Source organism: Arthrobacter globiformis (genome assembly GCF_030818015.1).
Classification (GTDB): domain Bacteria; phylum Actinomycetota; class Actinomycetes; order Actinomycetales; family Micrococcaceae; genus Arthrobacter; species Arthrobacter globiformis_C.
Map to the genome: position 1 here is coordinate 2,820,068 of NZ_JAUSZX010000001.1, position 22,792 is coordinate 2,842,859.

Here is a 22,792-nt window from a genome sequence, read left to right on the forward strand (position 1 = left end):
ACGACATGATTGTGTTGTGTATTCCATGACCAACACCACTTCCGCGCCTTTGGCCGGGCAGGGCGCGCCTGCAGGTGCGCTGCGCGGTGGAAAACGTGCTGCCCTGGCATCCGTGCCCGCCGCGGCCGATGCCGATGAGCGCACGCGTGACCGCGTCCTTAGCGCCGTCCTGGAACACGGGCCGGTCAGCGCCGCGGAATTGGGCGACCTGCTCGGATTCACCCCGGCCGCCGTCCGCCGCCACCTGGACCACCTGTCCCGTGCTGGCGTCATCGAGGTCAAGCGCGTGGCCCGCGCCGGCGCCGGTGCCGGCCGCCCCGCCCGCCGCTACGTCCTCAGCTCCCAGGGCCAGTCCTCACTGGGTGACGACTATCTGAACATTGCCAGCCTGGCGCTCAAGCAGCTCGGCGCGGTGGCGGGGGACGAAGCCGTCCGCCAGTTCGCCGTCGAGCGTTTCGCGGAGATGGAACGCCGCTACGCCCCGGAGGTGGAAGCGGCCGGAACCGACATCACCGCCCGCGCGCAGGCGCTGTCTGCCGCCCTGTCCCGGGACGGCTTCGTCGCTTCCACTGCCACTATTGAAGCCAAGGCCCCCCTGCCCGCCGCACTCTCCAGCGTCCAGCTGTGCCAGGGTCACTGCCCCATCCAGCAACTGGCCACCCAGTTTCCCGTGTTCTGCGACGCGGAAACGGAAATGTTTTCGCGCCTCGTTGGTGTCGATGTCCGCAGGCTTTCCACGCTCGCCCGCGGGGGACACGTCTGCACCACCCACATACCCACAGGCCGTCCGGCCGTCACAGTGGCCTCAGCCACGCATGGCGCCCCGGACAACCTGGATGAAGTATCCAACCATCTGCAAGAAAGGCCGTGATGACGGACCAACTATCAGAGAAGACGGTTGCCGAGACTGCTGTGATTTCGGAGATTCTGGAAAAGAATCCCGAGCTCCACGGAATCGGCACCTACGAGTACGGCTGGGCCGACAAGAACGACGTCGGCGCTAACGCACGCCGTGGCCTCAACGAGGACGTCGTCCGCGACATCTCGGCCAAGAAGAGCGAGCCGGAATGGATGCTGGACCTTCGCCTTAAGGGCCTGAAGTACTTCGACCGTAAGCCCATGCCCACCTGGGGTGCGGACCTCTCCGGCATCGACTTCGACAACATCAAGTACTTCGTGCGCTCCACCGAGAAGCAGGCCGCTACCTGGGAAGACCTTCCCGAGGACATCCGGAACACGTACGAGAAGCTCGGCATCCCGGAAGCCGAGCGCAGCCGCCTGGTCTCCGGCGTGGCCGCCCAGTACGAGTCCGAGGTGGTCTACCACCAGATCCGCGAGGACCTTGAGGCCCAGGGCGTCATCTTCCTGGACACCGACACCGCGCTGCGCGAGCACCCGGAGATCTTCCAGGAATACTTCGGCACCATCATTCCGGTGGGCGACAACAAGTTCGCCTCGCTGAACACGGCCGTATGGTCCGGCGGCTCCTTCGTGTACGTGCCCAAGGGCGTGCACGTCGACATCCCGCTGCAGGCCTACTTCCGCATCAACACGGAAAACATGGGCCAGTTCGAGCGCACGCTGATCATCGCGGACGAGGACTCCTACGTCCACTACATCGAGGGCTGCACCGCCCCGATCTACACCTCGGACTCGCTGCACTCCGCCGTCGTGGAAATCGTGGTCAAGAAGGGCGCCCGCGTCCGTTACACCACCATCCAGAACTGGTCCAACAATGTGTATAACCTGGTGACCAAGCGCGCGATCTGCGAAGAAGGCGCCACCATGGAGTGGATCGATGGCAACATCGGTTCCAAGGTCACCATGAAGTACCCGGCCGTCTACCTCACGGGCGAGCACGCCAAGGGCGAGACTCTGTCCATCGCGTTCGCCGGCGAAGGCCAGCACCAGGACACCGGCTCCAAGATGGTCCACATCGCGCCGAACACCAAGAGCTCCATCATCTCCAAGTCCGTGGCCCGCGGCGGCGGACGCGCGGCCTACCGCGGCCTGGTCCAGATCCGCGAAGGCGCCAAGCACTCGGCCAACACCGTGCGATGCGACGCCTTGCTGGTGGACACCATCAGCCGCTCGGATACCTACCCTTACATCGACATCCGCGAGGATGACGTCCAGCTGGGTCACGAGGCTACTGTCTCGCGCGTTTCCGAAGAACAGCTCTTCTACCTTATGTCCCGCGGCATGCGCGAAGACGAAGCCATGGCCATGATCGTGCGCGGCTTCATCGAGCCGATCGCCCGCGAGCTGCCGATGGAATACGCCCTCGAGCTGAACCGCCTCATTGAACTCCAGATGGAAGGATCCGTCGGTTAATGACTGCCGAAATTACTACTGAAAAGGCCCGAATCGGAGCGCCTTCCATCGCAGGCTTCACCGAGGAAGGCGAGGGCCTGGTTTCCGCCAAGGTGGACCACAGCCACAACCACGGCCTCACCGTGATGTCCTCCCGCGCCGAGCGCCTCACGAGCTTCGACGTCGCCGACTTCGCGCTGCCCACCGGCCGCGAGGAAGAGTGGCGCTTCAGCCCGGTCCGCGGGCTGGCCAACCTGCTCTCCGATGCAGCGTCGGACGGCGAAGCGGCCGCGTTCACCGTGGAAGCCCCCGAAGGCTATGTCCGCGGCAGCCTGGCACAGGGAGCCGCCCCGCGCGGAACCGTGCTGACCCCGGCCGACCGGGCCGCCGTCGTCGGCTCAGCAAACACCGACGAGGCCCTGCACGTGGTCATCCCGGCGGAAGCCGAACCGGCTGAGCCGGTGCGGATCCTGGTCCACGGCGCGGGCGCCGGCCGCCGCTCCAACGCACACTACGTGCTGGAAGCCGGGGCCAACTCGCGCAGCGTGGTGATCCTGGAGCACACCGGTGCCGCTGACCACAACGGCAACCTGGAAGTCATCGTTGGCGAGGGCGCAAAGCTCACCGTCATCTCGGTGCAGCTCTGGGAAGACGACGCCAAGCACCTCGCACAGCACGACGCGCAGGTGGGCAAGGACGCTGTGTACAAGCACATCGCCGTGTCCCTTGGCGGATCCATCGTGCGCCTGAACTCAAACGTCCGCTTCGCGGGTGAAGGTGCCGAGGCCGAGCTGCTGGGCCTCTACTTCGCCGACGCCGGGCAGCACCTGGAGCACCGGTCCTTCGTTGACCACAACGTGGCCAACTGCAAGTCCAACGTGCTGTACAAGGGCGCCCTGCAGGGCAAGAACGCGCACACGGTATGGGTCGGCGACGTCCTGATCCAGAAGCACGCCCTGGGCACCGACTCCTACGAGAAGAACCAGAACCTCGTGCTGACGGACGGCTGCCGGGCCGACTCTGTTCCGAACCTCGAGATCGAGACTGGTCTCATCGAGGGCGCCGGACACGCGAGCTCCACCGGGCGTTTTGACGACGAACACCTGTTCTACCTCATGGCACGCGGCATTCCGGAAGAGGTTGCGCGGCGGCTCGTCGTGCGCGGCTTCCTCAACGAGATCATCCAGCAGATCAAGGTCCCGGCCCTCGAAGAGCGCCTGACCGAGGCTGTTGAGCGTGAACTCGCCGCGACCGAGAACTAAGCAGCCCCGGAAAGTACAGGACAACGGATGACTGAACAGCCAAAGGGCGAGCTCGTCTGCAACGTGAACGAGATCCAGCCCAAGCAGGCCCTGCGGATCCTGATCGATGACTTCCCCGTCGCGATCGTCAAGGACTCCATGGGAGAGATCCACGCTATCGGCGACACCTGCTCGCACGCGGACATCTCCCTCTCGGAGGGCGAGGTCGAGGGCTGTGCCATCGAATGCTGGGGCCACGGGTCGCAGTTCGACCTGCGCACCGGCGAACCTCTCCAGCTGCCGGCCTACGACCCCGTGCCCGTGTTCGCGGTGGAGATCGTCGGGGACGAGGTCTACGTGGACTTCACCAACGTCCTCAACGGCGCCGAAACCCCGAACTTCAGCTAGCCCGGCCTGTACCAGAACTAAACAACTTCCAGACCAAAAGACCGCACCGCCGCCCCAACGGCACGGTGCAGAGGAGAACAAGACACATGTCTACTCTTGAGATCAAGGACCTGCACGTCAGCATCGACACCGAGCAGGGCACCAAGGAGATCCTGAAGGGCGTCAGCCTGACCATCCGCACCGGTGAGACCCACGCCATCATGGGCCCCAACGGCTCGGGCAAGTCCACCCTTGCATCCACCATCGCAGGCCACCCGCGCTACAACGTCACCGGCGGCACCATCACGCTGGACGGCGAAGACGTCCTCGCCATGAGCGTTGACGAGCGTGCACGCGCCGGCCTCTTCCTGGCCATGCAGTACCCGGTGGAGGTTCCCGGCGTCACCATGACCAACTTCCTGCGGACTGCCAAGACCGCCATCGACGGCCAGGCGCCGGCGCTGCGTACGTGGACCAAAGACGTCAAGGCCGCCATGCAGCAGCTGCGCATAGATGCGGATTTCGCGCAGCGCAACGTCAACGAGGGCTTCTCAGGCGGCGAAAAGAAGCGCGTGGAGATCCTCCAGCTCGAGCTCTTCAAGCCCAAGTTCGCAGTGCTTGACGAGACCGACTCCGGCCTGGACGTCGACGCCCTGAAGATCGTCTCCGAAGGCGTCAACCGCGCGCACGCCGAAGGCAACATGGGCACCATGCTCATCACGCACTACACGCGCATCCTGCGCTACATCAAGCCTGAGTTCGTCCACGTCTTCGTTGACGGCCAGATTGTTGAAGAGGGCGGCCCGGAGCTCGCCGACCGCCTTGAAGAAGAAGGCTACGACCGCTACGCCAAGGGCGCGGGCGCAGCCTCGATCGCTCCCGCCGCAGCCCAGGCCTAGTAAGGACACGCCATGACAGAAATCGACGCAGCCCGGACCGGGCTGGAGGATGTCGAAGAGGCACTCAAGGATGTCATCGACCCCGAGCTCGGGGTTAACATCGTGGACCTGGGGCTGCTGTACGGCCTGAAGTACTCGGAGGACGACGGCGCACTGCTGATCGACATGACCCTCACCACGGCCGCCTGTCCGCTGACCGACGTACTCGAGGAGCAGGTCGGCAAGGCGCTTGACGGCGTAGTGGACGAGTGGCGCCTGAACTGGGTATGGATGCCGCCATGGGGTCCGGAGCGGATCACCGACGACGGCAAGGACCAGATGCGGGCCCTCGGCTTCAACATCTAAATCCCCACCGCCTCCCTCGCCTCGCTTCGCGTCGGCCAGGGAACCCTCCCCGCTACCTCCCCAATCTCGCAAGCTCGATTGGGGCACCTCGGTAGCGTGGGCCCAGGCGGAGGCCCCTGACATGAGACGACGGCCGGTCACCTTCCCAGCGAAGGTGACCGGCCGTCGTCGTTCCCCACCGGCCCCCTAGCCTCGCAAGCTCGGCCAGGGAACCTTGCCGGCGTGGGCCCACCTCAGAGGGTGGGGGCGCTGAACGTGTCACACTGGTTGATGTCGCCGGTCTTGTAGCCCTGGTAGAACCACTTCTGCCGCTGCGCGCTGGACCCGTGCGTCCAGCCCTCGGGGTTGACGCGGCCCGTGGCGGCTTTCTGGATCCGGTCGTCGCCGACGGCGGAGGCAGCAGACAGCGCGTCGTTCAGGTCCTGCTGCTTGAGCGGCTCAAGGAAGGGCTTGCCGGTCTTCGGGTCCTTCTGCGTGGTGGCATACCGAGTCCAGAGCCCGGCGTAGCAATCGGCCTGAAGTTCCACCCTGACGGCGCCGGAATCCGCGCCCTGCGGATCCTGCTGCGCCTTGTCCAGATCTCCGAGGATGTTCTGAATGTGGTGGCCGAACTCATGTGCCACCACGTATTCCTGGGCCAGCGGGCCACCTGAGGAGCCGAAACGGGTCACGAGGTCCTGGAAGAACCCGGGATCGAAGTAGGCGGTGGTGTCTGGCGGGCAGTAGAACGGGCCCACCTCGGACGTGGCCGTGCCGCAGCCGGTGCGGGTGGCGCCCTCGAACAGCACAGCCTTCGGCCGCGGGTACTTCACGTTGTAGTCAGCGAGATAGGCCGGCCAGAACACGTTAAGGCTGTTGACCGTCCCGGCAATCCGGCAGTCGAGGTCCCTGTCGGCGTCGGAACCCAGCTTGCACTGGGTGAGAGGCGTTCCCGTGCTCTGGGCGGGCTGTTCCCCGCCGGTGCCCAGGAGTCCGCCAAGCAACTGCGGATTGATGCCGAACAGGGCCGCAAGGAGCAGGACGACACCGCCCCCGATGCCTCCGCCGATCTTCGTGCCGCGGCCGACTCCACCGCCACGCCGGTCTTCCACCTGGGATGGGTCCAGCTCGACCCCGTCATTGAAGCTCATGTTGTCACAATAGTCTTTGCCACAGGGCTGTGGCAGGCTCAGGCCGGTAAAGTTGGTCCGATGCCTTTTCTCAACAACCTTCAGCGCTGGGCCGATGAACGCCCCGACGACACCGCCGTCGTCGTGGCCGGAAAACGGCTCAGCTGGGCCGAACTGCGCGATGGTGCGCTGGCCGCGGCGGCCGGCAGCTCGGCTCCCGTCACAGTCCTCGCCCAGCCCAATTCCACCCGGTTCGCCGTTGATTTCGCTGCTGCCGTTGCCGGCGACCGTGAGTGCGCGGTCCTGGACCCCGCATGGCCTGAAGCGCTGCAGGACGAGATTGTCCAGCGCCTCGGCAGCAGGGTTGACCCCGTGCCCGGCAGCGCCGGCACAGAGTTGGCGGACGGGGATCCTGCGGCCTCGTTCCTCATTGGTCTGACCTCCGGCACCACCTCCGTACCCAAGGCCTTCACGCGTTCGCGCAGCTCCTGGCAGCAGTCCTTCAAAGCCTCCATGGAGTTTTTCGGGCTCAGCCAGCAGGACAAAACGCTGGCACCGGGCCCGCTGGCCGCGAGCCTCAACCTCTACGCCCTGGCCGAGTGCCTCTACGCCGGCTCTGAGTTCCACACGCTCGAATCCTTCGACGTCGGGGACGTCCACGCCGCCATCGCCCACGACGGCATCACCCGGCTGGTGCTGGTACCCACCATGCTGCGGCTGCTCAGCGAACGCGGGCTGCTGGGCTGCGTGGACGCGTCAGGCGTCCGGACCATCATCTGTGCGGGCTCGAAGCTGGATGCGCGCACGCTGGAGGCGGCCCGCCGGTGGGCACCGCACGCCACCATCTTCGAGTACTACGGCGCGTCGGAGCTGAGTTTTGTCTCCGGTGCAGGGCTGGCCGCGGGGGAGCCGTTCGCCGCCGGAAGCACCGCTATCGGCCGGCCGTTCCCGGGCGTCGAGGTGCGGATCCTGGACGACGCCGGGGCGGAGGTTCCCGACGGGGCGGCAGGCAACATCAGTGTACAAAGCGGGATGGTCAGCAACGGCTACCTCTGGGGCGACGACGGCCAGGCGTTGCGCTGCTTCGACGGCTGGTTCACCGTGGGGGACCAGGGCTACCTGTCCGGCGGGGTGCTGCACATCCTCGGCCGCCGCGCCGACATGATCATCACCGCAGGCAAGAACGTTTACCCGCACGAGGTGGAGCTGGCGCTGTCCTCCGTGCCGGGGGTGGCGTCGGCGATTGCCGCCGGCATGGACGATGACCTCCGCGGCCAGCGCGTGGTGGCCGGCATCGTTCCGTCCCATGGCGGGGTTACGGCGACGCAGCTCAAGACCGGCCTGGAGGACGTCCTGGCCAAGGACAAGCGGCCGCTGCAGTACTTCGCCCTCGACGAGCTTCCGGTGACGGACCGTGGAAAGGTCAGCCGCCGCCTGCTGCTCGAGTGGATCGCAGCCCGTGACAGCCGGGTCCGGCACCTTGTCTAGGAGCACAGAGTCCAGCCTGGGGCACAGCAGCTCGGGGCCGGGCAGCTCCGGGTTCGAGCGGCCCGGGCTCGGACTGCCGGATGACCGGCAGCCGGTGATCATCGCTGCGCTGCGCACTCCGGTCTGCCGGGCGAACGGGGCGCTGAAGCACCTGCGCTCCCACGAGCTCCTGGCCCCTGTCCTCACGGCGCTTCTCGCCGAAACGGGAGTGGACACGGGCGAGGTGGCGGACGTCGTCATCGGCAACGCGGTGGGCGCGGGCGGCAACGTTGCCCGGCTCGCGGCCCTGGAAGCCGGCCTGCCCGTCACCGTTCCCGGCCTCACCGTCGACCGCCAGTGCGGCTCCGGCTTGGACGCCATCGTCCTCGCCTCCCGGCTCGTCGCCGCCGGCGGCGGCACGTACCTCGCGGGCGGCGTCGAAAGCATCAGCACCGCGCCGCTGCGCGCACATCGGAACGACGACGGCGAACCCGCCTTCTTCAGCCGCGTCCAGTTTGCGCCGCACAGCCACGGCGACCCGGATATGGGCGTCGCGGCAGAGAACGTGGCCCGGGAGTATGGCATCAGCCGGGCCCGGCAGGACGAGTTTGCGCTGCGCAGCCACCGCAGAGCTGTGGCTGCGCAGGCCGGTGGCACGTTTGCCCGGGAGACGGTGGCGCTACCGGCCGTTTCGGGGACAGCGCCGGCGCCGGAAACTGTCCCGGCGAAAGTGACGGCCGACGACGGTCCCCGCCCCAAACTCAGCGAGGCGCTGATGGCGCGGTTCCCCGCGGCGTTCGTGGAGTCCGGGACTGTTACCGCCGGAAACTCGTGTTTCGACGCGGACGGTGCAGCCGCCGTCGTTATCACCTCCCTGGCCAGGGCCCGGGAACTGGGCGCTGCCGACGGACTGGCCGTGCTGGGCACGGAGACGGCGGGGGTGGAGCCGCAGCTGCTGGGCATCGGTGCCGCAGCGGCCGCCTCACGGCTGCTGGCCGCGCAGTCTGTGGAAGCGGCGAACGTGGACTTGGTGGAGTTCAACGAGGCCTTCGCCTCGCAGACCCTCGCGTGCCTGGACCAGCTGGGGATCGATTCGCTCCGGGCCAACGCCGACGGCGGGGCCCTGGCTTTGGGCCATGCCTACGGCGCGTCCGGGGCGGTACTGGTCACCCGGCTGCTGGCGCAGGCCCGGCAGGAACCGGCCGCTCCTGCCCAAGGAACGTTAGCCCTGGCGATGATCAGCATCGCCGGCGGCATGGGCACCGCGGCGCTGTTCCGCCACATCCGGCTGTAGACCGGACGGACGCACCAAAGAACCGCTACAGGGTTGCCGGGTCCGGGAACAGCTGCTGCCGGAGGTCCTTCTTGCGGATCTTCCCACTGGCCGTTCGCGGCATCTCGTCGACGAACACCACCGCCTTGGGGATCTTGTAGCGCGCGAGCCGGCCGTCGAGGTGTGCCCGGACCTGCTGTTCGGTCAGGGTCGCACCTTCGCGGACCACCACAACGGCCCGTGGCACTTCACCCCACTTGTCGTCCGGAACACCGATCACCGCGACGCTCCCCACCGCGTCGATCTCGGCGATGGCCTGCTCCACCTCGGCCGGGTAGATGTTCTCGCCGCCGGAAATGATCATGTCCTTGAGCCGGTCGGAAACGAAGACGAACCCGTCCTGGTCCTGGTAGCCCATGTCGCCGGACTTGAACCAGCCGCCGTCGGAGTAGGACCCGGCGGTGGCGTCCGGCCGGTTCCAGTATTCGCGGATGACGTTGGGGCCCTTGATCTGGATTTCACCCACGGCGCCCTGCTGGACCGGGCCGCCGGCGGGGTCGGCGATCCTCACGTCGGTGAAGAAGTGCGGCAGCCCGGAGGAGCCGGCCTTGTCCCGGGACCGGGAAGCGGGCAGGGTGGTTGCCCCCGGGGCCGTTTCCGTCATGCCGTAGCCGTTCGAGAAACGCAGGCCCCGGGCTTCGTAGGCTTCCAGGACCCGCAGGGGGACGGCGGATCCGCCGCAGGTGAGCTTGTTCAGCGAGCTGATGTCCGACGTCGGCCATTCCGGATGTTCGCAGAGCATCTGGTAGGTGGTGGGCACCCCGCTGATGGTGGTCACGCGGTGGCGTTCGATGAGCTGCAGCGTCCGCTGCGGATCGAACCTGGGCTCGAGGATCACCGTGCCGCCCTTGAGCAGGGTGGGCAGGACCCCCATGTCCAGCGACGCCACATGGAACATCGGGGAGATCATCAGAGCCACGTCGGCGAAAGAGAAGTCGAAATCGGTGATGACGTTGATGCAGTTCCAGGTGATGTTCCCATGCGTGAGCAGGGCGCCCTTGGGGTTGCCGGTGGTTCCGGAGGTGTAGAGGATCATGGCGCCGTCGTCCAGGGTGACCGGTTCGTCCACGGGCTCGGCGCTGCCCGATGCCACGACGTCCTCATAGTCCTCGGCAGCTGCATCGGCGCCAGCAGCTGCAGCGTCGCCGACTGCGAGGCGCGTCAGCGCTGTCCCCACGGCAGCCGCACGGGCCACGGTACCCAGGTCCGCGGCGTAGACCAAAGCGGCGGCGGAGCAGTCGTCCAGCTGGAACCTGATTTCCGGCGGTGCGAGCCGCGTATTGAGGGGAACAAAGATCGCGCCCAGCTGGCCGCAGGCGAAGAGCGTCTCCAGGAAGGCGGGGTGGTTTTCCCCGAGATAGGCCACCCTGTGGCCCCTGGCCACGCCGCGGTGCCGCAGGGCGTTGGCCAGCCGGCAGCTGCGGTCAGCGAACTGTTCATAGCTGAGTTTCCGGTCCCCGGCGATGAGCGCCGTCTTGTCCCCGGATTTCGGGCGGCGCCGTTGCAGCCACGAGCCGATGCCAAAATTTTCCATCGAGCATCCTTTCTTGTCTCAAAATAGTCCCTGTGCGGCTGATCAGAGCCGTGAGGACTCCAAATCGTTGTTCTTGGGTTCCCTGGTAAGCAGGATGAAGACGATGGACACCACGGACATTCCGGCCAGGTACAGGGCCACGGAGCCGGTGTTCTGGCCCGAGTCCTTGAAGATCTGCGCCACGATGCCGGGCGTGAAGCCGGCGCCCAGGAGCGTCGCGAGCTGGTAGCCCAGGGAGGCGCCGGTGTAGCGGGAGGTGGTGGCGAACTGCTCGGAGACGAACGCCGCAATGGGGCCGAAGAGGGTGGAGTGGATCATCAGCCCTACGGTGAAGGCCACGAAGATGAGGAAGATGTTGTTGGAGGACAGCAGCTGGAACATCGGCAAGAGGTACAGGATGAAGAGCCCCAGCCCGCCGATCATCACCGGACGGCGGCCCAGCCGGTCCGAGAGCCTGCCGCCCAGGACCACGAAGGCGATGGAGATGAGGGAGGCGGCGGCGAAGGCGTACAGAACGCCCTGCCGCTCGGCGCCCTTGGAGACCGCGAAGGTGACCGAGAACGTCGCCATCACCACCTGCAGGGCAAACCCGGCGGCTCCGGCGAGCATGGTGAAGATCAGTGTCCGGGGGCGGCGCAGGACCTGTACCAGCGGAAAGCGCGGGGCCGTGGTGCCTGTCGCGGCGGAGTCCTGGCTCTTTGCCAGCGCTTCCTGCTCGATGGCGGCCTTAAAGATGGGGCTCTCGGAGACCTTGAGCCGGACGAACATCCCGACGATCAACAGGACGAAGGAGAGCAGGAACGGCACCCGCCAGCCCCAGGAGAGGAACTGCTCGTTGGGCAGGGCAGCGAAGGCGCCCATGATGAGGGTGCCCAGTACTGCACCTGAGGGTGCGCCCGCGTTGACGAAGGATGCCGCAAAGCCGCGCCGTCCGGACTCGGAATGCTCCAGTGCCATCAGGGCCGCTCCGCCCCATTCGCCGCCCACGGCAATGCCTTGGAATACGCGCAGCAGGACGAGGAGGACGGCGCCCCACGGGCCTGCCACCGAGGCATCGGGGATAACGCCGATCAGCGTGGAGGCCACGCCCATGACTGCCATGGAAACGATCAGCATTCCCTTGCGGCCCACCCTGTCGCCGAAGTGGCCGAAGATGATGCCGCCGAGGGGCCGGGCCACATAGCCGGCGGCGAAGGTGCCGTAGGCGGCCACAACGCCCACCCAGTCGTCGAGCCCGGAGAAGAAGACTTTCGGGAAGACCACTGCGGCGGCGGTGGCGTAGAGCAGGAAGTCGTAGTACTCGATGGTGCTGCCCAGGTAGCTGGAGGCGATGACGGTGCGGGCTTCCCTGCGCCTGGCGGTCACATCCATGGTCTGAAGCTGCGAAGTTTGGGACATCGTTGTTCCTTACTGCACGTGCGGGTGGGGGAGGGTTGGAAGCGGCTACTTATAGAAGCGGGCGAGGAATTCGGCCACGACGGCGGGGCGTTCCTGGCCTTCGATTTCGATGGTGTTGGAGACCTTGATCTGGGCGCCGCCCTTGACCTCGGTGACCTCGGTGATGGTGGCCTGCATCCGGATCCGTGAGCCCACCTTGACCGGGGAGGTGAAGCGGACCTTGTCCAGACCGTAGTTGACCTTCGTAGTGACGCCGTCGACGTCGAACAGCTCTCCCCAGAACGGGATGATGAGCGAGAGCGTGAGGAAGCCGTGCGCGATCGGGGCGCCGAACGGGCCGTCCTTGGCGCGCTCGGGGTCCACGTGGATCCACTGGTCGTCGCCCGTAGCGTCGGCGAATTTGTTGATCTGTTCCTGGGTGATTTCGCGGTATTCCGTGACGCCAAGGTCGGTGCCGGCGAGGGTGAGCAGTTTGTCGAAGTCGACGACGAGATTGGGCATGTGGTGCCTCCTGATGTGGTGGTTCTAGTTGCGGAAGTTTGGCGTTGCGGACGTACGACGGCGGTCCGGTGCTGCCGGCGTCGGGCTTGGGTTGGTGGTGCTTCAGTTAGCGGGTGAAGGCGCTTTCGCCGGTGAGGGCCCGGCCCACGATGAGCGCGTTGATTTCGTGCGTGCCCTCGTAGGAGTAGACGGCCTCGGCGTCAGCATGGAAGCGAGCGACGTCCGCTTCGAGCGTGATGCCGTTGCCGCCCACCACTTCGCGGGCCAGCGCGACGGTATCGCGCATGAACAGGCTGGTCTGCATCTTGGCCAGGGCTGAGTCCTGGTCGCGGTAGATGCCCTTGGCCTGCTGTTCGGTCAGCCGGACCACCAGGGACAGGCTGGCCGTGACGTTGCCGAGTATGCGGGCGAGCTTTTCCTGGACCAGCTGGAAGGAGCCGACCGGGCGGCCGAACTGGTTGCGTCCGGTGACGTACCGGAGGGCCGCTTCGAATGCCCCGGCCTGGATGCCGGTGGCAATCCAGGCCACATCTGAGCGCATGGCCCGCAGCATCGCCGCGACGTCCCTGAAGGAGTTCACGTTGTGTAGCCGCATGGACTCCGGAACACGGACGCCTTCCAGCGTGATGTGGGCGTTCTGCATCATCCGCAATGACGTCTTGCCACGGATCTTCTCCAGCGTCACGCCGTCCGCCTGCCGGTCAACCAGGAAGGCCTTGACCTGCCCGTCGGCCACGTCACGGGCGAACACCGCAAGGACGTCCGCCGTCGCAGCGCCCCCGATCCAGCGCTTGGCGCCGTCCAGGACCCAGGAATCCCTCTCGCGGCGTGCCGTTGTTGAGAGCCCGCCGGCAATGTCAGAGCCGGATTCAGGTTCGGTGAGCGAGAAGACGCCCTTGAGTGAAAAATCAATCACCTTGGGCATCCACTCAGCCTGCTGCTCCGCCGAGGCACCCACCCGGATGGCTGTACGGAACAGTCCGGCCTGCGCGGTGTACCAGGTGGCCAGCGAGGCATCGGTGCGGCCGAGTTCAAAAATCCGGAAGCCCTGGTAGATCCCGCGAGCGGGGATTCGTTCTGCATCCCGGGCACCCGTGAGCCCGGCGGGTTCCATCAGGTCTAGGTCGATCAGCGGGCGGGCCAGCTGTTCCGGGAACTCGCCGCGCTCCCAGTAGTCGGCCAGCAGCGGCTTGGCCTCTCGGTCCAGGAAGTCCCGGAGCCGGCAGAGGACGTGGCGCTCCTCGACTGTGAGGAGGGCTTCGGCGTCGTACCAGTCCGCCAAGGCGTAAAGCCGGTCCTGCGCTGCAGTGCCGCCGTCTTGCGCCATGCCCTCCTGGAGTCGGGCACCCACGGCGGGTTCCGCCGTCGTCGTGTCCATGTCATGCCCCCAGGCCGAGCAGGCGGACGGCGTTGTGCTTGAGGATCTTCGGCCGCACCTCGTCCTTCAGCGGCAGGTCCCCGAAGGCACCCAGCCACTTCTGCGGCGTGATGAGCGGGAAGTCGGTGCCGAAGAGCACCTTGTCCTGCAGGTAGGAGCTGGACGCCTTAACCAGGGACTCCGGGAAGTACTTGGGCGACCAGCCGGAGAGGTCGATGAACACGTTGGCCTTGTGCGTGGCAATGGAGTTGGCCTCGTCCTGCCACGGCACCGAGGGGTGGGCCATGATGATCTGCAGCTCCGGGAAATCCGCGGCCACCGCGTCCAGGAGCAGCGGGTTCGAGTAGGCCAGCTTGATGCCGTACCCGCCGGGCATCCCCGCGCCCATGCCGTTCTGGCCGGTGTGGAAAATGGCGGGCAGGCCCAGTTCCTGGAGGGTTTCCCAGAGCGGGTAGAAGCGTTCGTTGGAGGGGTCGAAGCCCTGCAGGCTGGGGTGGAACTTGAATCCCCGGGCGCCCAGTTCCACGGCCTGGTGCTTGGCGCCGGCGATGGCGTCCTCGCCGGTGCGGGGATCGACACTGCCGAACGGGATCAGGACGTCGTTGTTCCGCGCGGCACCGGCGATGAGTTCTGGGATGCTGTTGGGCTCGTGCTTGAGCTGGGTCCGGGCGTCCACGGTGAAGACGACGGCGGCCATGTTCAGTTCCCGGTAGACCTCGGCGATGCGGTCCAGGGACGGCGTGCGGTCCTCGGCCTTGAAGTACTTGGCAGAAGCCTCGGTCAGGGCCTCAGGCAAGGAGCCGTGGCCGCAGCTGTCCACTTCGAGGTGGACGTGCATGTCGATCGCGGCGATCTTTCCGGCATCGATGCCCAGTTCATAGCGGGTGGTGGTCATATCAGGGCACCTGCGCCGGCTCGGGCTGTACCGGCCGGGATTCGGGCTGCAGCTCTGCCGGCAGCGGGAGGAACTCCTCGCCGTAGCCCTGCAGCGTGTCTTGGGTGAAGAGGGTGCCGGCGTTCGCGTGCAGGGCCTCATAGCTCCAGCCGCCGTCGCGGTATTCGGTGGTGGCCGCAGTCGGGTGTGTCCAGACCTGCAGGCGGTCCCCGCCGGCGCCGATGGCCTGGCCGGTGATGCCAGCGGCTTCATCGGAGGCGAGGAAGGCAATCAGTCCGGCGACGTCGTCGGACGTGCCGAAGCCGAGGTCGTGACGGAAGAAGGACGGCATGGCCTCGCCGCGTTCGTCCGCCTCGACAGCCTTCTGGAAGTAGGGGACCGTCTTGGTCATGGCGGTGGCGGCCACCGGGATGACGGCGTTGGCGGTGACGCCGGCCTTCTTCATCTCCAGGGCCCAGGTGCGGACCATGCCAACGATGCCGGCTTTCGCGGCCGCGTAGTTGGTCTGGCCGAAGTTGCCCCGCTGGCCGGTGGGGGAGCCGATGGTGATGATGCGGCCCTGAACGTTGTTGGCCTTGAAGTAGGCGAAGGCTTCGCGGACACAGGTAAAGGTGCCGCGGAGGTGGACGTTGATGACGGCGTCGAAATCCTCGTCCGTCATCTTCAGCAGGCTCTTGTCCCGCAGGATGCCGGCGTTGGTGACCAGGATATCGAGGCGGCCGAATGCATTGACCGCCGCCTGGATGAGTTGCTGCGCAACTTCCGTGCTGCCGACCGGAGCGACGACGGCGGCCGCCTTCCCGCCGTCGGCCTCGATGGTCCGGACTGCTTCCGAGGCGACGTCGGCGTCAACGTCATTGATGACGACGGCAGCGCCCTGGCGGGCGAGTTCGCGGGCGTAGGCCAGGCCCAGACCGCGGCCGCTGCCCGTGACGATTGCTACTTTGCCTGACAGGCTCATTGCTGCTCCTTTGCTAGCGGATCGTGCATCCTGCGCTCCGGCATGGGATGCTGTTCTGTATCCATGAAAATCTGGATAGTTGAAAAAGTCAATGATTATTTTTGATCACTATTGGAGGGTCATGACTGAGACCGGGACGGGGCAGCTTGCCCCCGCGGCGGACAAGCTGGTTCCTGCCTCCATCAGCAGCGATGCCGGCTTCCTCCTGGCCAAGCTGCATGCCGCGGGGTCGGTGGTTAATAACCGGGCGCTGGAGGAGTTCGATCTGAAGGAGCGCTCGTATTCAGTGCTGGCCCTGGCCGCGAGCGGCCTTGAACCGAGCCAGCGCGAGATGGCTGATTTCCTCAGCCTGGACCCGAGCCAGATCGTCTCCCTGGTGGATGACCTGGAGAAGCGGGAACTGGTGCTGAGGGCACCCGGCCGGCAGGACCGGCGGGCCAAGATCGTCACGGCCACCGCAGAGGGGCAGCGGCTGTTTACGGAAGCCAGCAAGGCGACCCGCCGGGCGGAGTCGGAGGCGCTGGACCGGCTGAACCGGGACGAAGTAGCGGAGCTGAAACGCCTGCTCCGCAAGGCGCTGTGGCCCGGCTTGGACGGGTAGCGGAGCAGGCGTGTCGCTGCGGCCTAGCGGGTGGGCGTCCAGACCCGGTCGTTGATAAATTCGTCCGGACGGAACTCGACGTAGTTGGCGCCGTCCAGGTCCAGTGATGTTGCGGCGTGCTGCAGGTTGGCGGTTGTGGCAATGGAGCCCCAGTGACCGGTTTGGAGCCGCTGGTCCATGGCCTCGATGGCGGCGATATTCTCCGCCACCGTGAAGTTGCAGTGTCCTGCCCGGTTGACGAACGCCTGGCGGAACAGGGAGTTCCTGCCCGCCTGGCGAACTGTTTCTGCGTACTCCTCCTGATATTCGACGGGGGCCAGGAGGTCCACCGTGGTGTGGGTGGCCAGCAGCGGCACCTGGAGCTCGCCGGTGGGGGTGGAGGTCCGCAGCATCCACCGGAGGCCCTGATTGCTGGGCTCGATGTCGGCGTTGGCCGTGAGCGTGGAAAGGTCGCGGTTCAGGTTCAGCCCGGCCGTGGCGTACATGTGCCCCACCAGCTGGCGCTGGGCTGAGGACTGCAGGACTTTTGCGTAGTCGACGCCGGTGGTCCAGCCGCTGTCACCGCCGGCGGCGTTGACAATGGTGTGGCGCCGTTCGATTACCGTGGGGAGCGTCTCGAGGACCAGCTTCGCCTGGGCCGCCGCCAAGGCCTCCGGGTTGTTCGCGTCAACGCCGTCGAGTTCGGTCGGAGTGTTCAGCAGCGCGGCCACCAGAGCCAGGCGAGCGCGGCCATCGGCGGATGCGGTGGCCTGCTGCAGGGCTGCCTTCAGCGCGGCGATGGTCTCGGCGGACTCTGCCGGTGTGGTGAAGCCGGCAAGTCGGATGTCCTGCCCGGGAAGGAGCAGTTCCGCTGCCGCGTAGGCAGCATCGAGCTGGTAGTTGTTCAGGGAAACGCCGCCGCCCACCAGGCCGCAGGTGCTGACGGCGCCGTCGATGCCGGAGTCCGGGATTTCCGCCATCATGCTCGTCACGAGGCCTCCCATGGACCGTCCGACGGCGATAACCCGATTTGCCTTCCCAAAGCGTTGCTCGAAGGCGGCCAGGGTGTCGAGCTGATCCTGGGCTGCGGTTCCGAGCGCCCAGCCGGCGGTGGCGTAGGAAGAGGAGGCGACGGCGTAGCCACGGGCCACAAGCGCGCTGGCGGTGGGTGTGAATCCTGTGTCCCAGGCGGGGTTCGCCGGTCCCGGGCGGAAGCCGTGGGCAAAGAGGACCAGCTTCCCGTTCCAGTTCGCCGGCACCTCGGCACGCCAGGCCGCTCCGTCGGCGAGGGTGCCGGTGGCGGCCGTCGGCGGTGCTGCTGATGCTGTTGTTGGCGCGGGAGCCGGCGTCGAAGCATCTGCGGAGGGCTGGGCGGCGAGGGCCGCTGGGGACGCCGCGGCCGTGACGAGCAGGGCGGCAAGGGCCGATGTGGAAGCGATGGTGCGGCAGCTTTGGCGCAGATTACGAGTCATTCGGGCAACCTCAGTCAGTCGAAGAAAGTTGAAGGGGACAACTAATGGTTATTTAACTAGTTGAATTTGTCAACGATTTCCCTGCATTGCCTGACTGGCCTCTTGGGGGAGGTGATGCGCTATCCTCGCCGGCGGTCCGAACTGCGATTATTGCTGCGTGCGGGCGATTTCCCGGTTCGGTGCGGACGTGGACTTCTTGGACTTCAAAGCCTGCGGCGACGAGGTGCTGACTCATGGCGTCCTCGGACCAGTAGTACGCGCTCGTGACCGCGTGCGGGAATGATTCCCCGGCCGGCCCATTGAAGAAGCCGAGAAGAATGGTGCCCCCTGGGCCGATGCAACGGGCAAATTCGCCAAGAACGAGAGGCACTTCGGCCGGCTCGAAATGGATCAACGAATACCAGGCGAGGATGCCGCCCAAATGACCATCCGGGACCTCCAATGCGCGGAGTGTGGCAACTCGAAAGCGTATGGCCGGAAACCGCCGTCGAGCTTTTTCGATGAAGACAGGAACCAGGTCGATGCCCTCAGCGTCCACGCCGTGGTCGGCGAGAAATGCGGTCCAGTGCCCTGGACCGCAGCCTGCATCGATGGCCGGACCACGAAGCGACTGTGCCCAGCGCACCATAAGCCGCTGATCCTGCTCATGGGCTCTGTCAGTCGATCCGAACAGCGCTGTGTATTCTGCCGCACGATCAGCGTAGGCGTCCTGAACCCGTTTGTCCGTCACCATGCGAGCCTACCGATCGACGTAGGCTTACCAGGACATTCCCCATCTGACGTTTGCACCGACACTACCCCTGCCGGAGTACTTCTCGTAGCGTTTGTTGCATGACGGGGGAGAATGCCGGCTGGGTGAAGGCCGGCCGGGCTGAAATCTATTGGGAGACGACGGGGAACCCCTCGGGGATTCCCGTGCTCTTCCTCCACGGCGGCCCCGGTGCTTCTCTGGGCCAGGGCTACCGGACCCGCCATGACACTGCAAAATTCTGGGTCGTCGGCCTGGATCAGCGCGGCTGCGGGAGGAGCACTCCGGCGGTCCAGGATGATCTGGGCTCCCTATCGGCGAACACCACCCAGGCCCTGATCGAGGACATCGAGGAAGTGCGTAAGAATCTTGGAATCGGGAAGTGGATCGTCACAGGGGTGTCCTGGGGAAGCACCCTTGCCTTGGCCTATGCCCTCAAGCATCCGACTCGCGTGCATGGAATCGCCCTGGTGGCTGTGACAACCACAAGCCGCGAAGAGGTTCAGTGGATCACGGAAGGCGTGCGAGGGATCTTCCCGGAAGCTTGGGCAGAGTTCGCGAAGGCAGCCAAACGCAGACCCGGGGAGCGGGTCGTGGAAGCGTACGCCCGCCGCCTCGCAGGCGAAGACAGGGACGACGCAGAGGCGGCATCTCTGGCTTGGGACCGGTGGGAATCGACGCACATTTCCTTGGATCCCCTGTGGCAACCCGGCCCTATGTTTGACGACGACCACGAGCGCATGGCCTTCGCTATCCTGGTCACCCACTACTGGTCCCATGATGCTTTTCTCAGGAACGGACAAGGCATCATGGAGCGGATCCACGAGCTTAACGGGGTTCCCGGCTACCTCATTCACGGCCGGCGGGACGTGAGCGGCCCCGTCGTCACGGCCTGGAAGCTCCATCAACGATGGGAAGGTAGCCGTCTCATCGTCATCGAGAACGAAGGGCACGGTGGCCCGGAATCGATGGCCGCGCTTGTCGACGCCGTCGAAGAAATCGCGGCTTGTCTGTCCTAAGCAGACAGACAAGAGGGCATAACAGAACCGCACATCGTGTTTTAGGCTTACTCCACATCTCGCGTTAGCCCGTCGCGAGCTGAATGAAGAGAGGCAGAGCCATTGCAGCCCGACCTTGGCCAGCGCGCCGCGAACGAGCACGCCGACATCGCACAGTCCCTTCTCTCCGCCGCCGAGCAGGCCCTCTCAGGTGCCGATGTCGACGCCGAACTGCAGATCAGGCTGGCCCAGGCGCATGCCACTCTTGCCCTGGCGCTCGAAACGCGCGCCGCGGCCTATGACACTCGGACTGCCGCGTACGTTGCATATCTTGCGACGCTCAAATCAGAAGCTCGCTCGGACAAGAATCAGCACGCCGCCGTCGTCGCGAAGCTCGTCCGCGACCGCCTGGGCTTCGAAGCCGAGTAGAACCGCAACGCCCAGAAGCCCGGCACCGCCGTGCCGTACCGGTTGTTATTCGTCGATGCCCGTGCTGAGGCTCAGCTCGCGCCATTGGTCCAGCTCCGCGCGCTGGGCGTCGGCGACGGCGGCAAACGCACCAAAGGCGTCCTGGCCGAGCACCAGCAGCGACGGCGGGTTGGCGCTTTCGACGACGGCGATGATCGCCTCCGCGGCCTTGCCGGGGTCCCCGGGCTGCGTGCCGTGGACGGTGTCATTCTCCTTGCGGCGCTTGCCGGCCGTCTCCGCGTAGTCCGGAATCGCCGTCGCCGACTGCGTTAGCGAGCGGCCGGCGAAGTCAGTGCGGAACGCGCCGGGTTCGATGGCTGTGACACTGATGCCGAGCGGTTGGAGTTCCTTGTGCAGCGAACCCGACAGGCCCTCCAGGGCCGCCTTGGTGGCGGAGTAGTAGCCGGACCCGGCCGGCGAGATGCGCGCGCCGATGGAGGAGATGTTCAGGATCGCACCCGACCGCTTCGCGCGCATGTCCGGCAGGACTGCTTTGATCATGTCGACGGCGCCGAAAAGGTTCGTGTCGAACAGCTGGCGGATGTCGGCGTCGTCCGCTTCTTCCACGGCGGCACGGTAGCCGTAACCGGCATTGTTGACGAGGACGTCAATGCCGCCGAACCGGGCCTGCGCCTGCTGCACCGCAGAGCTGATCTGCTCCTTGTCAGTGACATCGAGGGGGAGGGGCAGCGCGGTGTCGGGGAAATCAGCCGCGATGTCCTTCACCGCGTTGACGTTCCGTGCGGTGACGACGGCGTTGTGGCCGTGCGCGAGCACCGTCTGGGCGAGGGCCCGGCCGAGTCCGGTGGAGCAGCCTGTGATGAGCCAGGTGGTCATTGGATTTCCTTCTGTTGGTTAAGCGCTGCACTGCACGAAGCGGGCACCGATGAGCGTTGCCACGAATCCAGAAAACCGCACTCCCGGCGGGCGTGGGAGTTGCTGCTAATACAGGTAACGGCAGTGCCTCCCATGGCCGGGCGGTGCTAAAAGTGCTGGAGCGCCGAACCAGGCTCCGCAGGAAGCGCCCGCCTCACCGGCGTCTGGCTATTCCACCTCGGGAGGACTGATCGGTCTGGGCAGGCCCGTCAGGACACTCCGAGTGCGGTCAGGACGATCAGCACGCAGTTCAGGCCGACGATGAGCGTGGCGCTGGTCCAGCCCGCGATCTTCAATGGGGTCGAATCAGTGTGGATGCCCATGACCTCGCGCTTCCCGGTGAGCCGGATCAGCGGAATCAGCGCGAACGGGATGCCGAAGCTGAGGAGCACCTGGCTCAGGACCAGCGCCAGCGTCGGCTCGATGCCCGCACCGAGGATCACCAGCGCCGGAATCAGCGTGATCACCCTCCGGGTAAGCAGCGGCACTCGCACCTTCAGCAGACCGCCCATGATGGTGGCGCCGGCGTAGCAACCGACGGAGGTGGAGGCCAGGCCCGAGGCAAGCAGCCCGATGGCGAACACGACGCCGATCACCGGCCCCAGTGCCGACGTCACGGCCGCGTGCGCGCCGGCGATGGTGTCGGTGCCTTCCACGCCGCGCAGGCTGGACGCTGCCAGCAGCAGCATGGCGATGTTGACGACGCCGGCCAGCAACAGGGCTCCGGCCACGTCAAACCGGGTGGCCCGGATCAGGCGGGTCCTCACGGCAGGGTTCTCGGAGAAGCCGTGCCGGTCCCGGGCGAGGGCGGAATGCAGGTAGATGGCGTGCGGCATCACCGTGGCGCCGAGCATGCTCGCGGCGAGCAGGATGGTGTCGGTTCCCTCGAAGCGCGGCACCAGACCCGTCAGGGCGTTCCCGGCGTCCGGCGGATTGACAAACAGGCCGGACACAAACCCGACAGCAATCACGCCTAGCAGCGTCAGAATGGCCACTTCAAACGACTTCTGGCTCCGGTTCGACTGCAGCGAGAGCAGCGCCATCGACGCGAGGCCGATGATGATCCCGCCGGCAAGCAGCGGAAGTCCGAACAGAAGGTTCAGCGCGACGGCACCGCCGATCACTTCGGCCATGTCGGTGGCTCCAGCCACGATCTCCGCCTGCGCCCAGTACGCCCGCCGGCGGCGGGTTCCCAGGCGCTTGCCCAGAATCTCGGGAAGGCTCATGCCGGTGGCCAGGCCGAGCTTGGCGGACTGGTACTGCACCAGCACGGCCATGGCATTGGCTGCCACGAGCACCCAGACCAGCAGATAGCCGTAGCTTGCCCCGGCCGTCAGGTTTGCCGCAACGTTGCCCGGGTCGACGTAGGCGATGGCCGCCACGAACGCTGGACCCAGCAACAGCAGGCGCGACCAGACCCGTGCCGGCGCGGTGCGTTCTGTAAGGGTCGAAACAGCCATCATTCATCCTCGTCTTTGGGGGTACTGATAAGACGAGGATAACCGAAATTTAGGTATACCGAAAAGTAGGGATTAGGGGCACAGCCGGATGCTGGCTTTAATCAGTAGGCATCACTTCCTTTGCCCTCAAGAGGAGAGTGCCCCGCACGCCTCAGTTAGAGGTGGTGTGCGGGGCCTTCCTAGCGGCAGTCCCACAAATCTGTGTGGCAACTGGGGACAAGGTACTGGAGCAATCCTTCGGACAGGCTTGTCAACAACTGGGAGTTCCCTGAGAATCACGGACGATTTCGCATCAGGTCAGGCCCACCGCCGGGCGGGCGAGCTCCGTAGGACGGGCGAGCCTAGTAAGCGCGTCCTGAGGAATCCTCCGACCAGGCGGGCCGTCTGACGTGGGTGCACCCCCTGATCTGGGGGAGGACGTTGCCGCCT

Annotated in this window: 22 protein-coding genes; 11 read left to right on the forward strand and 11 right to left on the reverse strand. The window is 66.1% G+C overall.

Annotation, left to right across the window (positions count from 1 at the left end; translation table 11 throughout):
• Positions 1-16: 16 nt before the first annotated feature.
• From QFZ23_RS13155 to QFZ23_RS13180, 6 genes are all read left to right on the forward strand, one after another.
• On the forward strand, positions 17-871 hold the full coding sequence (locus QFZ23_RS13155; RefSeq protein WP_306923536.1) for a helix-turn-helix transcriptional regulator: 855 nt from the start codon (positions 17-19) through the stop codon (positions 869-871).
• Positions 871-2,334 (forward strand): Fe-S cluster assembly protein SufB, encoded by a 1,464-nt coding sequence (gene sufB, locus QFZ23_RS13160; protein ID WP_306923537.1) that lies wholly within the window; start codon positions 871-873, stop codon positions 2,332-2,334. The genes QFZ23_RS13155 and sufB overlap by 1 nt, the downstream gene beginning before the upstream one ends.
• The gene (sufD, locus tag QFZ23_RS13165; RefSeq protein ID WP_306923539.1) at positions 2,334-3,575 is read left to right on the forward strand and encodes a Fe-S cluster assembly protein SufD; all 1,242 of its coding nucleotides are present in this window, start codon (positions 2,334-2,336) and stop codon (positions 3,573-3,575) included. The genes sufB and sufD overlap by 1 nt, the downstream gene beginning before the upstream one ends.
• 27 nt (positions 3,576-3,602) lie before the next feature.
• Positions 3,603-3,962 carry a non-heme iron oxygenase ferredoxin subunit gene (locus QFZ23_RS13170; protein ID WP_306923540.1) on the forward strand — a complete coding sequence of 120 codons (360 nt, stop codon included), beginning with the start codon at positions 3,603-3,605 and terminating at the stop codon, positions 3,960-3,962.
• 86 nt (positions 3,963-4,048) lie between these two features.
• On the forward strand, positions 4,049-4,840 hold the full coding sequence (sufC, locus tag QFZ23_RS13175) for a Fe-S cluster assembly ATPase SufC (protein ID WP_306923542.1): 792 nt from the start codon (positions 4,049-4,051) through the stop codon (positions 4,838-4,840).
• A gap of 12 nt (positions 4,841-4,852) precedes the next feature.
• The gene (locus QFZ23_RS13180) at positions 4,853-5,185 is read left to right on the forward strand and encodes a metal-sulfur cluster assembly factor (protein WP_003798940.1); all 333 of its coding nucleotides are present in this window, start codon (positions 4,853-4,855) and stop codon (positions 5,183-5,185) included.
• Positions 5,186-5,418: 233 nt separating this feature from the next.
• Here the strand turns inward: QFZ23_RS13180 and ypfJ are convergent, their stop codons facing one another.
• On the reverse strand, positions 5,419-6,315 hold the full coding sequence (ypfJ, locus tag QFZ23_RS13185; RefSeq protein WP_306923546.1) for a KPN_02809 family neutral zinc metallopeptidase: 897 nt from the start codon (positions 6,313-6,315) through the stop codon (positions 5,419-5,421).
• Positions 6,316-6,375: 60 nt separating this feature from the next.
• Here ypfJ and QFZ23_RS13190 point away from each other — a divergent pair, with 60 nt between their 5' ends.
• Positions 6,376-7,782, forward strand: a complete 1,407-nt coding sequence (locus QFZ23_RS13190; protein ID WP_306923548.1) for a class I adenylate-forming enzyme family protein — start codon at positions 6,376-6,378, stop codon at positions 7,780-7,782.
• Positions 7,783-7,876: 94 nt separating this feature from the next.
• Entirely contained in the window at positions 7,877-9,055 is a 1,179-nt protein-coding gene (locus QFZ23_RS13195; protein ID WP_373427935.1) for a thiolase family protein, read from the forward strand.
• 25 nt (positions 9,056-9,080) lie between these two features.
• On the opposite strand, the gene menE is transcribed toward QFZ23_RS13195, so the two are convergent.
• The 6 genes from menE to QFZ23_RS13225 form a co-directional block, all read right to left on the reverse strand.
• A complete protein-coding gene (gene menE / locus QFZ23_RS13200) occupies positions 9,081-10,628 on the reverse strand; it encodes an o-succinylbenzoate--CoA ligase (protein ID WP_306923550.1) in 1,548 nt (515 codons plus the stop codon).
• 42 nt (positions 10,629-10,670) lie between these two features.
• A complete protein-coding gene (locus QFZ23_RS13205; RefSeq protein ID WP_306923552.1) occupies positions 10,671-12,026 on the reverse strand; it encodes an MFS transporter in 1,356 nt (451 codons plus the stop codon).
• 45 nt (positions 12,027-12,071) lie between these two features.
• A complete protein-coding gene (locus tag QFZ23_RS13210) occupies positions 12,072-12,527 on the reverse strand; it encodes a MaoC family dehydratase (RefSeq protein ID WP_306923554.1) in 456 nt (151 codons plus the stop codon).
• A gap of 106 nt (positions 12,528-12,633) precedes the next feature.
• Positions 12,634-13,854, reverse strand: coding sequence for an acyl-CoA dehydrogenase family protein (locus tag QFZ23_RS13215; RefSeq protein ID WP_306926843.1), 1,221 nt, complete (start codon positions 13,852-13,854; stop codon positions 12,634-12,636).
• Positions 13,855-13,906: 52 nt separating this feature from the next.
• Complete coding sequence (locus QFZ23_RS13220) at positions 13,907-14,800, reverse strand: amidohydrolase family protein (RefSeq protein WP_306923556.1); 894 nt, start codon at positions 14,798-14,800, stop codon at positions 13,907-13,909.
• A gap of 1 nt (position 14,801) precedes the next feature.
• Positions 14,802-15,761: an SDR family NAD(P)-dependent oxidoreductase gene (locus QFZ23_RS13225; protein ID WP_306923558.1), complete on the reverse strand. Its 960-nt coding sequence runs from the start codon at positions 15,759-15,761 to the stop codon at positions 14,802-14,804.
• A gap of 121 nt (positions 15,762-15,882) precedes the next feature.
• Here QFZ23_RS13225 and QFZ23_RS13230 point away from each other — a divergent pair, with 121 nt between their 5' ends.
• On the forward strand, positions 15,883-16,362 hold the full coding sequence (locus QFZ23_RS13230; protein ID WP_306923560.1) for a MarR family winged helix-turn-helix transcriptional regulator: 480 nt from the start codon (positions 15,883-15,885) through the stop codon (positions 16,360-16,362).
• Between the two features lie 23 nt (positions 16,363-16,385).
• On the opposite strand, the gene QFZ23_RS13235 is transcribed toward QFZ23_RS13230, so the two are convergent.
• Positions 16,386-17,813, reverse strand: coding sequence for an alpha/beta hydrolase family protein (locus tag QFZ23_RS13235; protein WP_306923562.1), 1,428 nt, complete (start codon positions 17,811-17,813; stop codon positions 16,386-16,388).
• Positions 17,814-17,865: 52 nt separating this feature from the next.
• A complete protein-coding gene (locus tag QFZ23_RS13240) occupies positions 17,866-18,546 on the reverse strand; it encodes a class I SAM-dependent DNA methyltransferase (protein ID WP_306923563.1) in 681 nt (226 codons plus the stop codon).
• 98 nt (positions 18,547-18,644) lie between these two features.
• On the opposite strand from QFZ23_RS13240, the gene QFZ23_RS13245 reads away from it, so the two are divergent.
• Positions 18,645-19,580: an alpha/beta fold hydrolase gene (locus QFZ23_RS13245; RefSeq protein WP_306923565.1), complete on the forward strand. Its 936-nt coding sequence runs from the start codon at positions 18,645-18,647 to the stop codon at positions 19,578-19,580.
• A gap of 102 nt (positions 19,581-19,682) precedes the next feature.
• Positions 19,683-19,988, forward strand: coding sequence for a hypothetical protein (locus QFZ23_RS13250; RefSeq protein ID WP_306923567.1), 306 nt, complete (start codon positions 19,683-19,685; stop codon positions 19,986-19,988).
• Positions 19,989-20,033: 45 nt separating this feature from the next.
• Here QFZ23_RS13250 and QFZ23_RS13255 read toward each other — a convergent pair whose 3' ends face one another.
• Both QFZ23_RS13255 and QFZ23_RS13260 read right to left on the reverse strand, forming a co-directional pair.
• Positions 20,034-20,864 (reverse strand): oxidoreductase, encoded by an 831-nt coding sequence (locus QFZ23_RS13255; protein WP_306923569.1) that lies wholly within the window; start codon positions 20,862-20,864, stop codon positions 20,034-20,036.
• Positions 20,865-21,112: 248 nt separating this feature from the next.
• Positions 21,113-22,363, reverse strand: coding sequence for an Nramp family divalent metal transporter (locus tag QFZ23_RS13260; protein WP_306923570.1), 1,251 nt, complete (start codon positions 22,361-22,363; stop codon positions 21,113-21,115).
• Positions 22,364-22,792 lie beyond the last annotated feature (429 nt).

What these genes read in the sequence shown, in the direction of transcription:
- menE (WP_306923550.1), bottom strand. Translation starts at nt 10,628, where the DNA reads ATGGAAAATTTTGGCATCGGCTCGTGGCTGCAACGGCGCCGCCCGAAA.
- QFZ23_RS13190 (WP_306923548.1), top strand. Translation starts at nt 6,376, where the DNA reads ATGCCTTTTCTCAACAACCTTCAGCGCTGGGCCGATGAACGCCCCGAC.
- QFZ23_RS13220 (WP_306923556.1), bottom strand. Translation starts at nt 14,800, where the DNA reads ATGACCACCACCCGCTATGAACTGGGCATCGATGCCGGAAAGATCGCC.
- QFZ23_RS13260 (WP_306923570.1), bottom strand. Translation starts at nt 22,363, where the DNA reads ATGGCTGTTTCGACCCTTACAGAACGCACCGCGCCGGCACGGGTCTGG.
- QFZ23_RS13235 (WP_306923562.1), bottom strand. Translation starts at nt 17,813, where the DNA reads ATGACTCGTAATCTGCGCCAAAGCTGCCGCACCATCGCTTCCACATCG.
- QFZ23_RS13240 (WP_306923563.1), bottom strand. Translation starts at nt 18,546, where the DNA reads ATGGTGACGGACAAACGGGTTCAGGACGCCTACGCTGATCGTGCGGCA.
- QFZ23_RS13205 (WP_306923552.1), bottom strand. Translation starts at nt 12,026, where the DNA reads ATGTCCCAAACTTCGCAGCTTCAGACCATGGATGTGACCGCCAGGCGC.
- sufD (WP_306923539.1), top strand. Translation starts at nt 2,334, where the DNA reads ATGACTGCCGAAATTACTACTGAAAAGGCCCGAATCGGAGCGCCTTCC.
- sufB (WP_306923537.1), top strand. Translation starts at nt 871, where the DNA reads ATGACGGACCAACTATCAGAGAAGACGGTTGCCGAGACTGCTGTGATT.
- QFZ23_RS13255 (WP_306923569.1), bottom strand. Translation starts at nt 20,864, where the DNA reads ATGACCACCTGGCTCATCACAGGCTGCTCCACCGGACTCGGCCGGGCC.
- QFZ23_RS13170 (WP_306923540.1), top strand. Translation starts at nt 3,603, where the DNA reads ATGACTGAACAGCCAAAGGGCGAGCTCGTCTGCAACGTGAACGAGATC.
- QFZ23_RS13180 (WP_003798940.1), top strand. Translation starts at nt 4,853, where the DNA reads ATGACAGAAATCGACGCAGCCCGGACCGGGCTGGAGGATGTCGAAGAG.
- QFZ23_RS13230 (WP_306923560.1), top strand. Translation starts at nt 15,883, where the DNA reads ATGACTGAGACCGGGACGGGGCAGCTTGCCCCCGCGGCGGACAAGCTG.
- ypfJ (WP_306923546.1), bottom strand. Translation starts at nt 6,315, where the DNA reads ATGAGCTTCAATGACGGGGTCGAGCTGGACCCATCCCAGGTGGAAGAC.
- QFZ23_RS13245 (WP_306923565.1), top strand. Translation starts at nt 18,645, where the DNA reads ATGACGGGGGAGAATGCCGGCTGGGTGAAGGCCGGCCGGGCTGAAATC.
- QFZ23_RS13210 (WP_306923554.1), bottom strand. Translation starts at nt 12,527, where the DNA reads ATGCCCAATCTCGTCGTCGACTTCGACAAACTGCTCACCCTCGCCGGC.
- sufC (WP_306923542.1), top strand. Translation starts at nt 4,049, where the DNA reads ATGTCTACTCTTGAGATCAAGGACCTGCACGTCAGCATCGACACCGAG.
- QFZ23_RS13225 (WP_306923558.1), bottom strand. Translation starts at nt 15,761, where the DNA reads ATGAGCCTGTCAGGCAAAGTAGCAATCGTCACGGGCAGCGGCCGCGGT.
- QFZ23_RS13215 (WP_306926843.1), bottom strand. Translation starts at nt 13,854, where the DNA reads ATGGCGCAAGACGGCGGCACTGCAGCGCAGGACCGGCTTTACGCCTTG.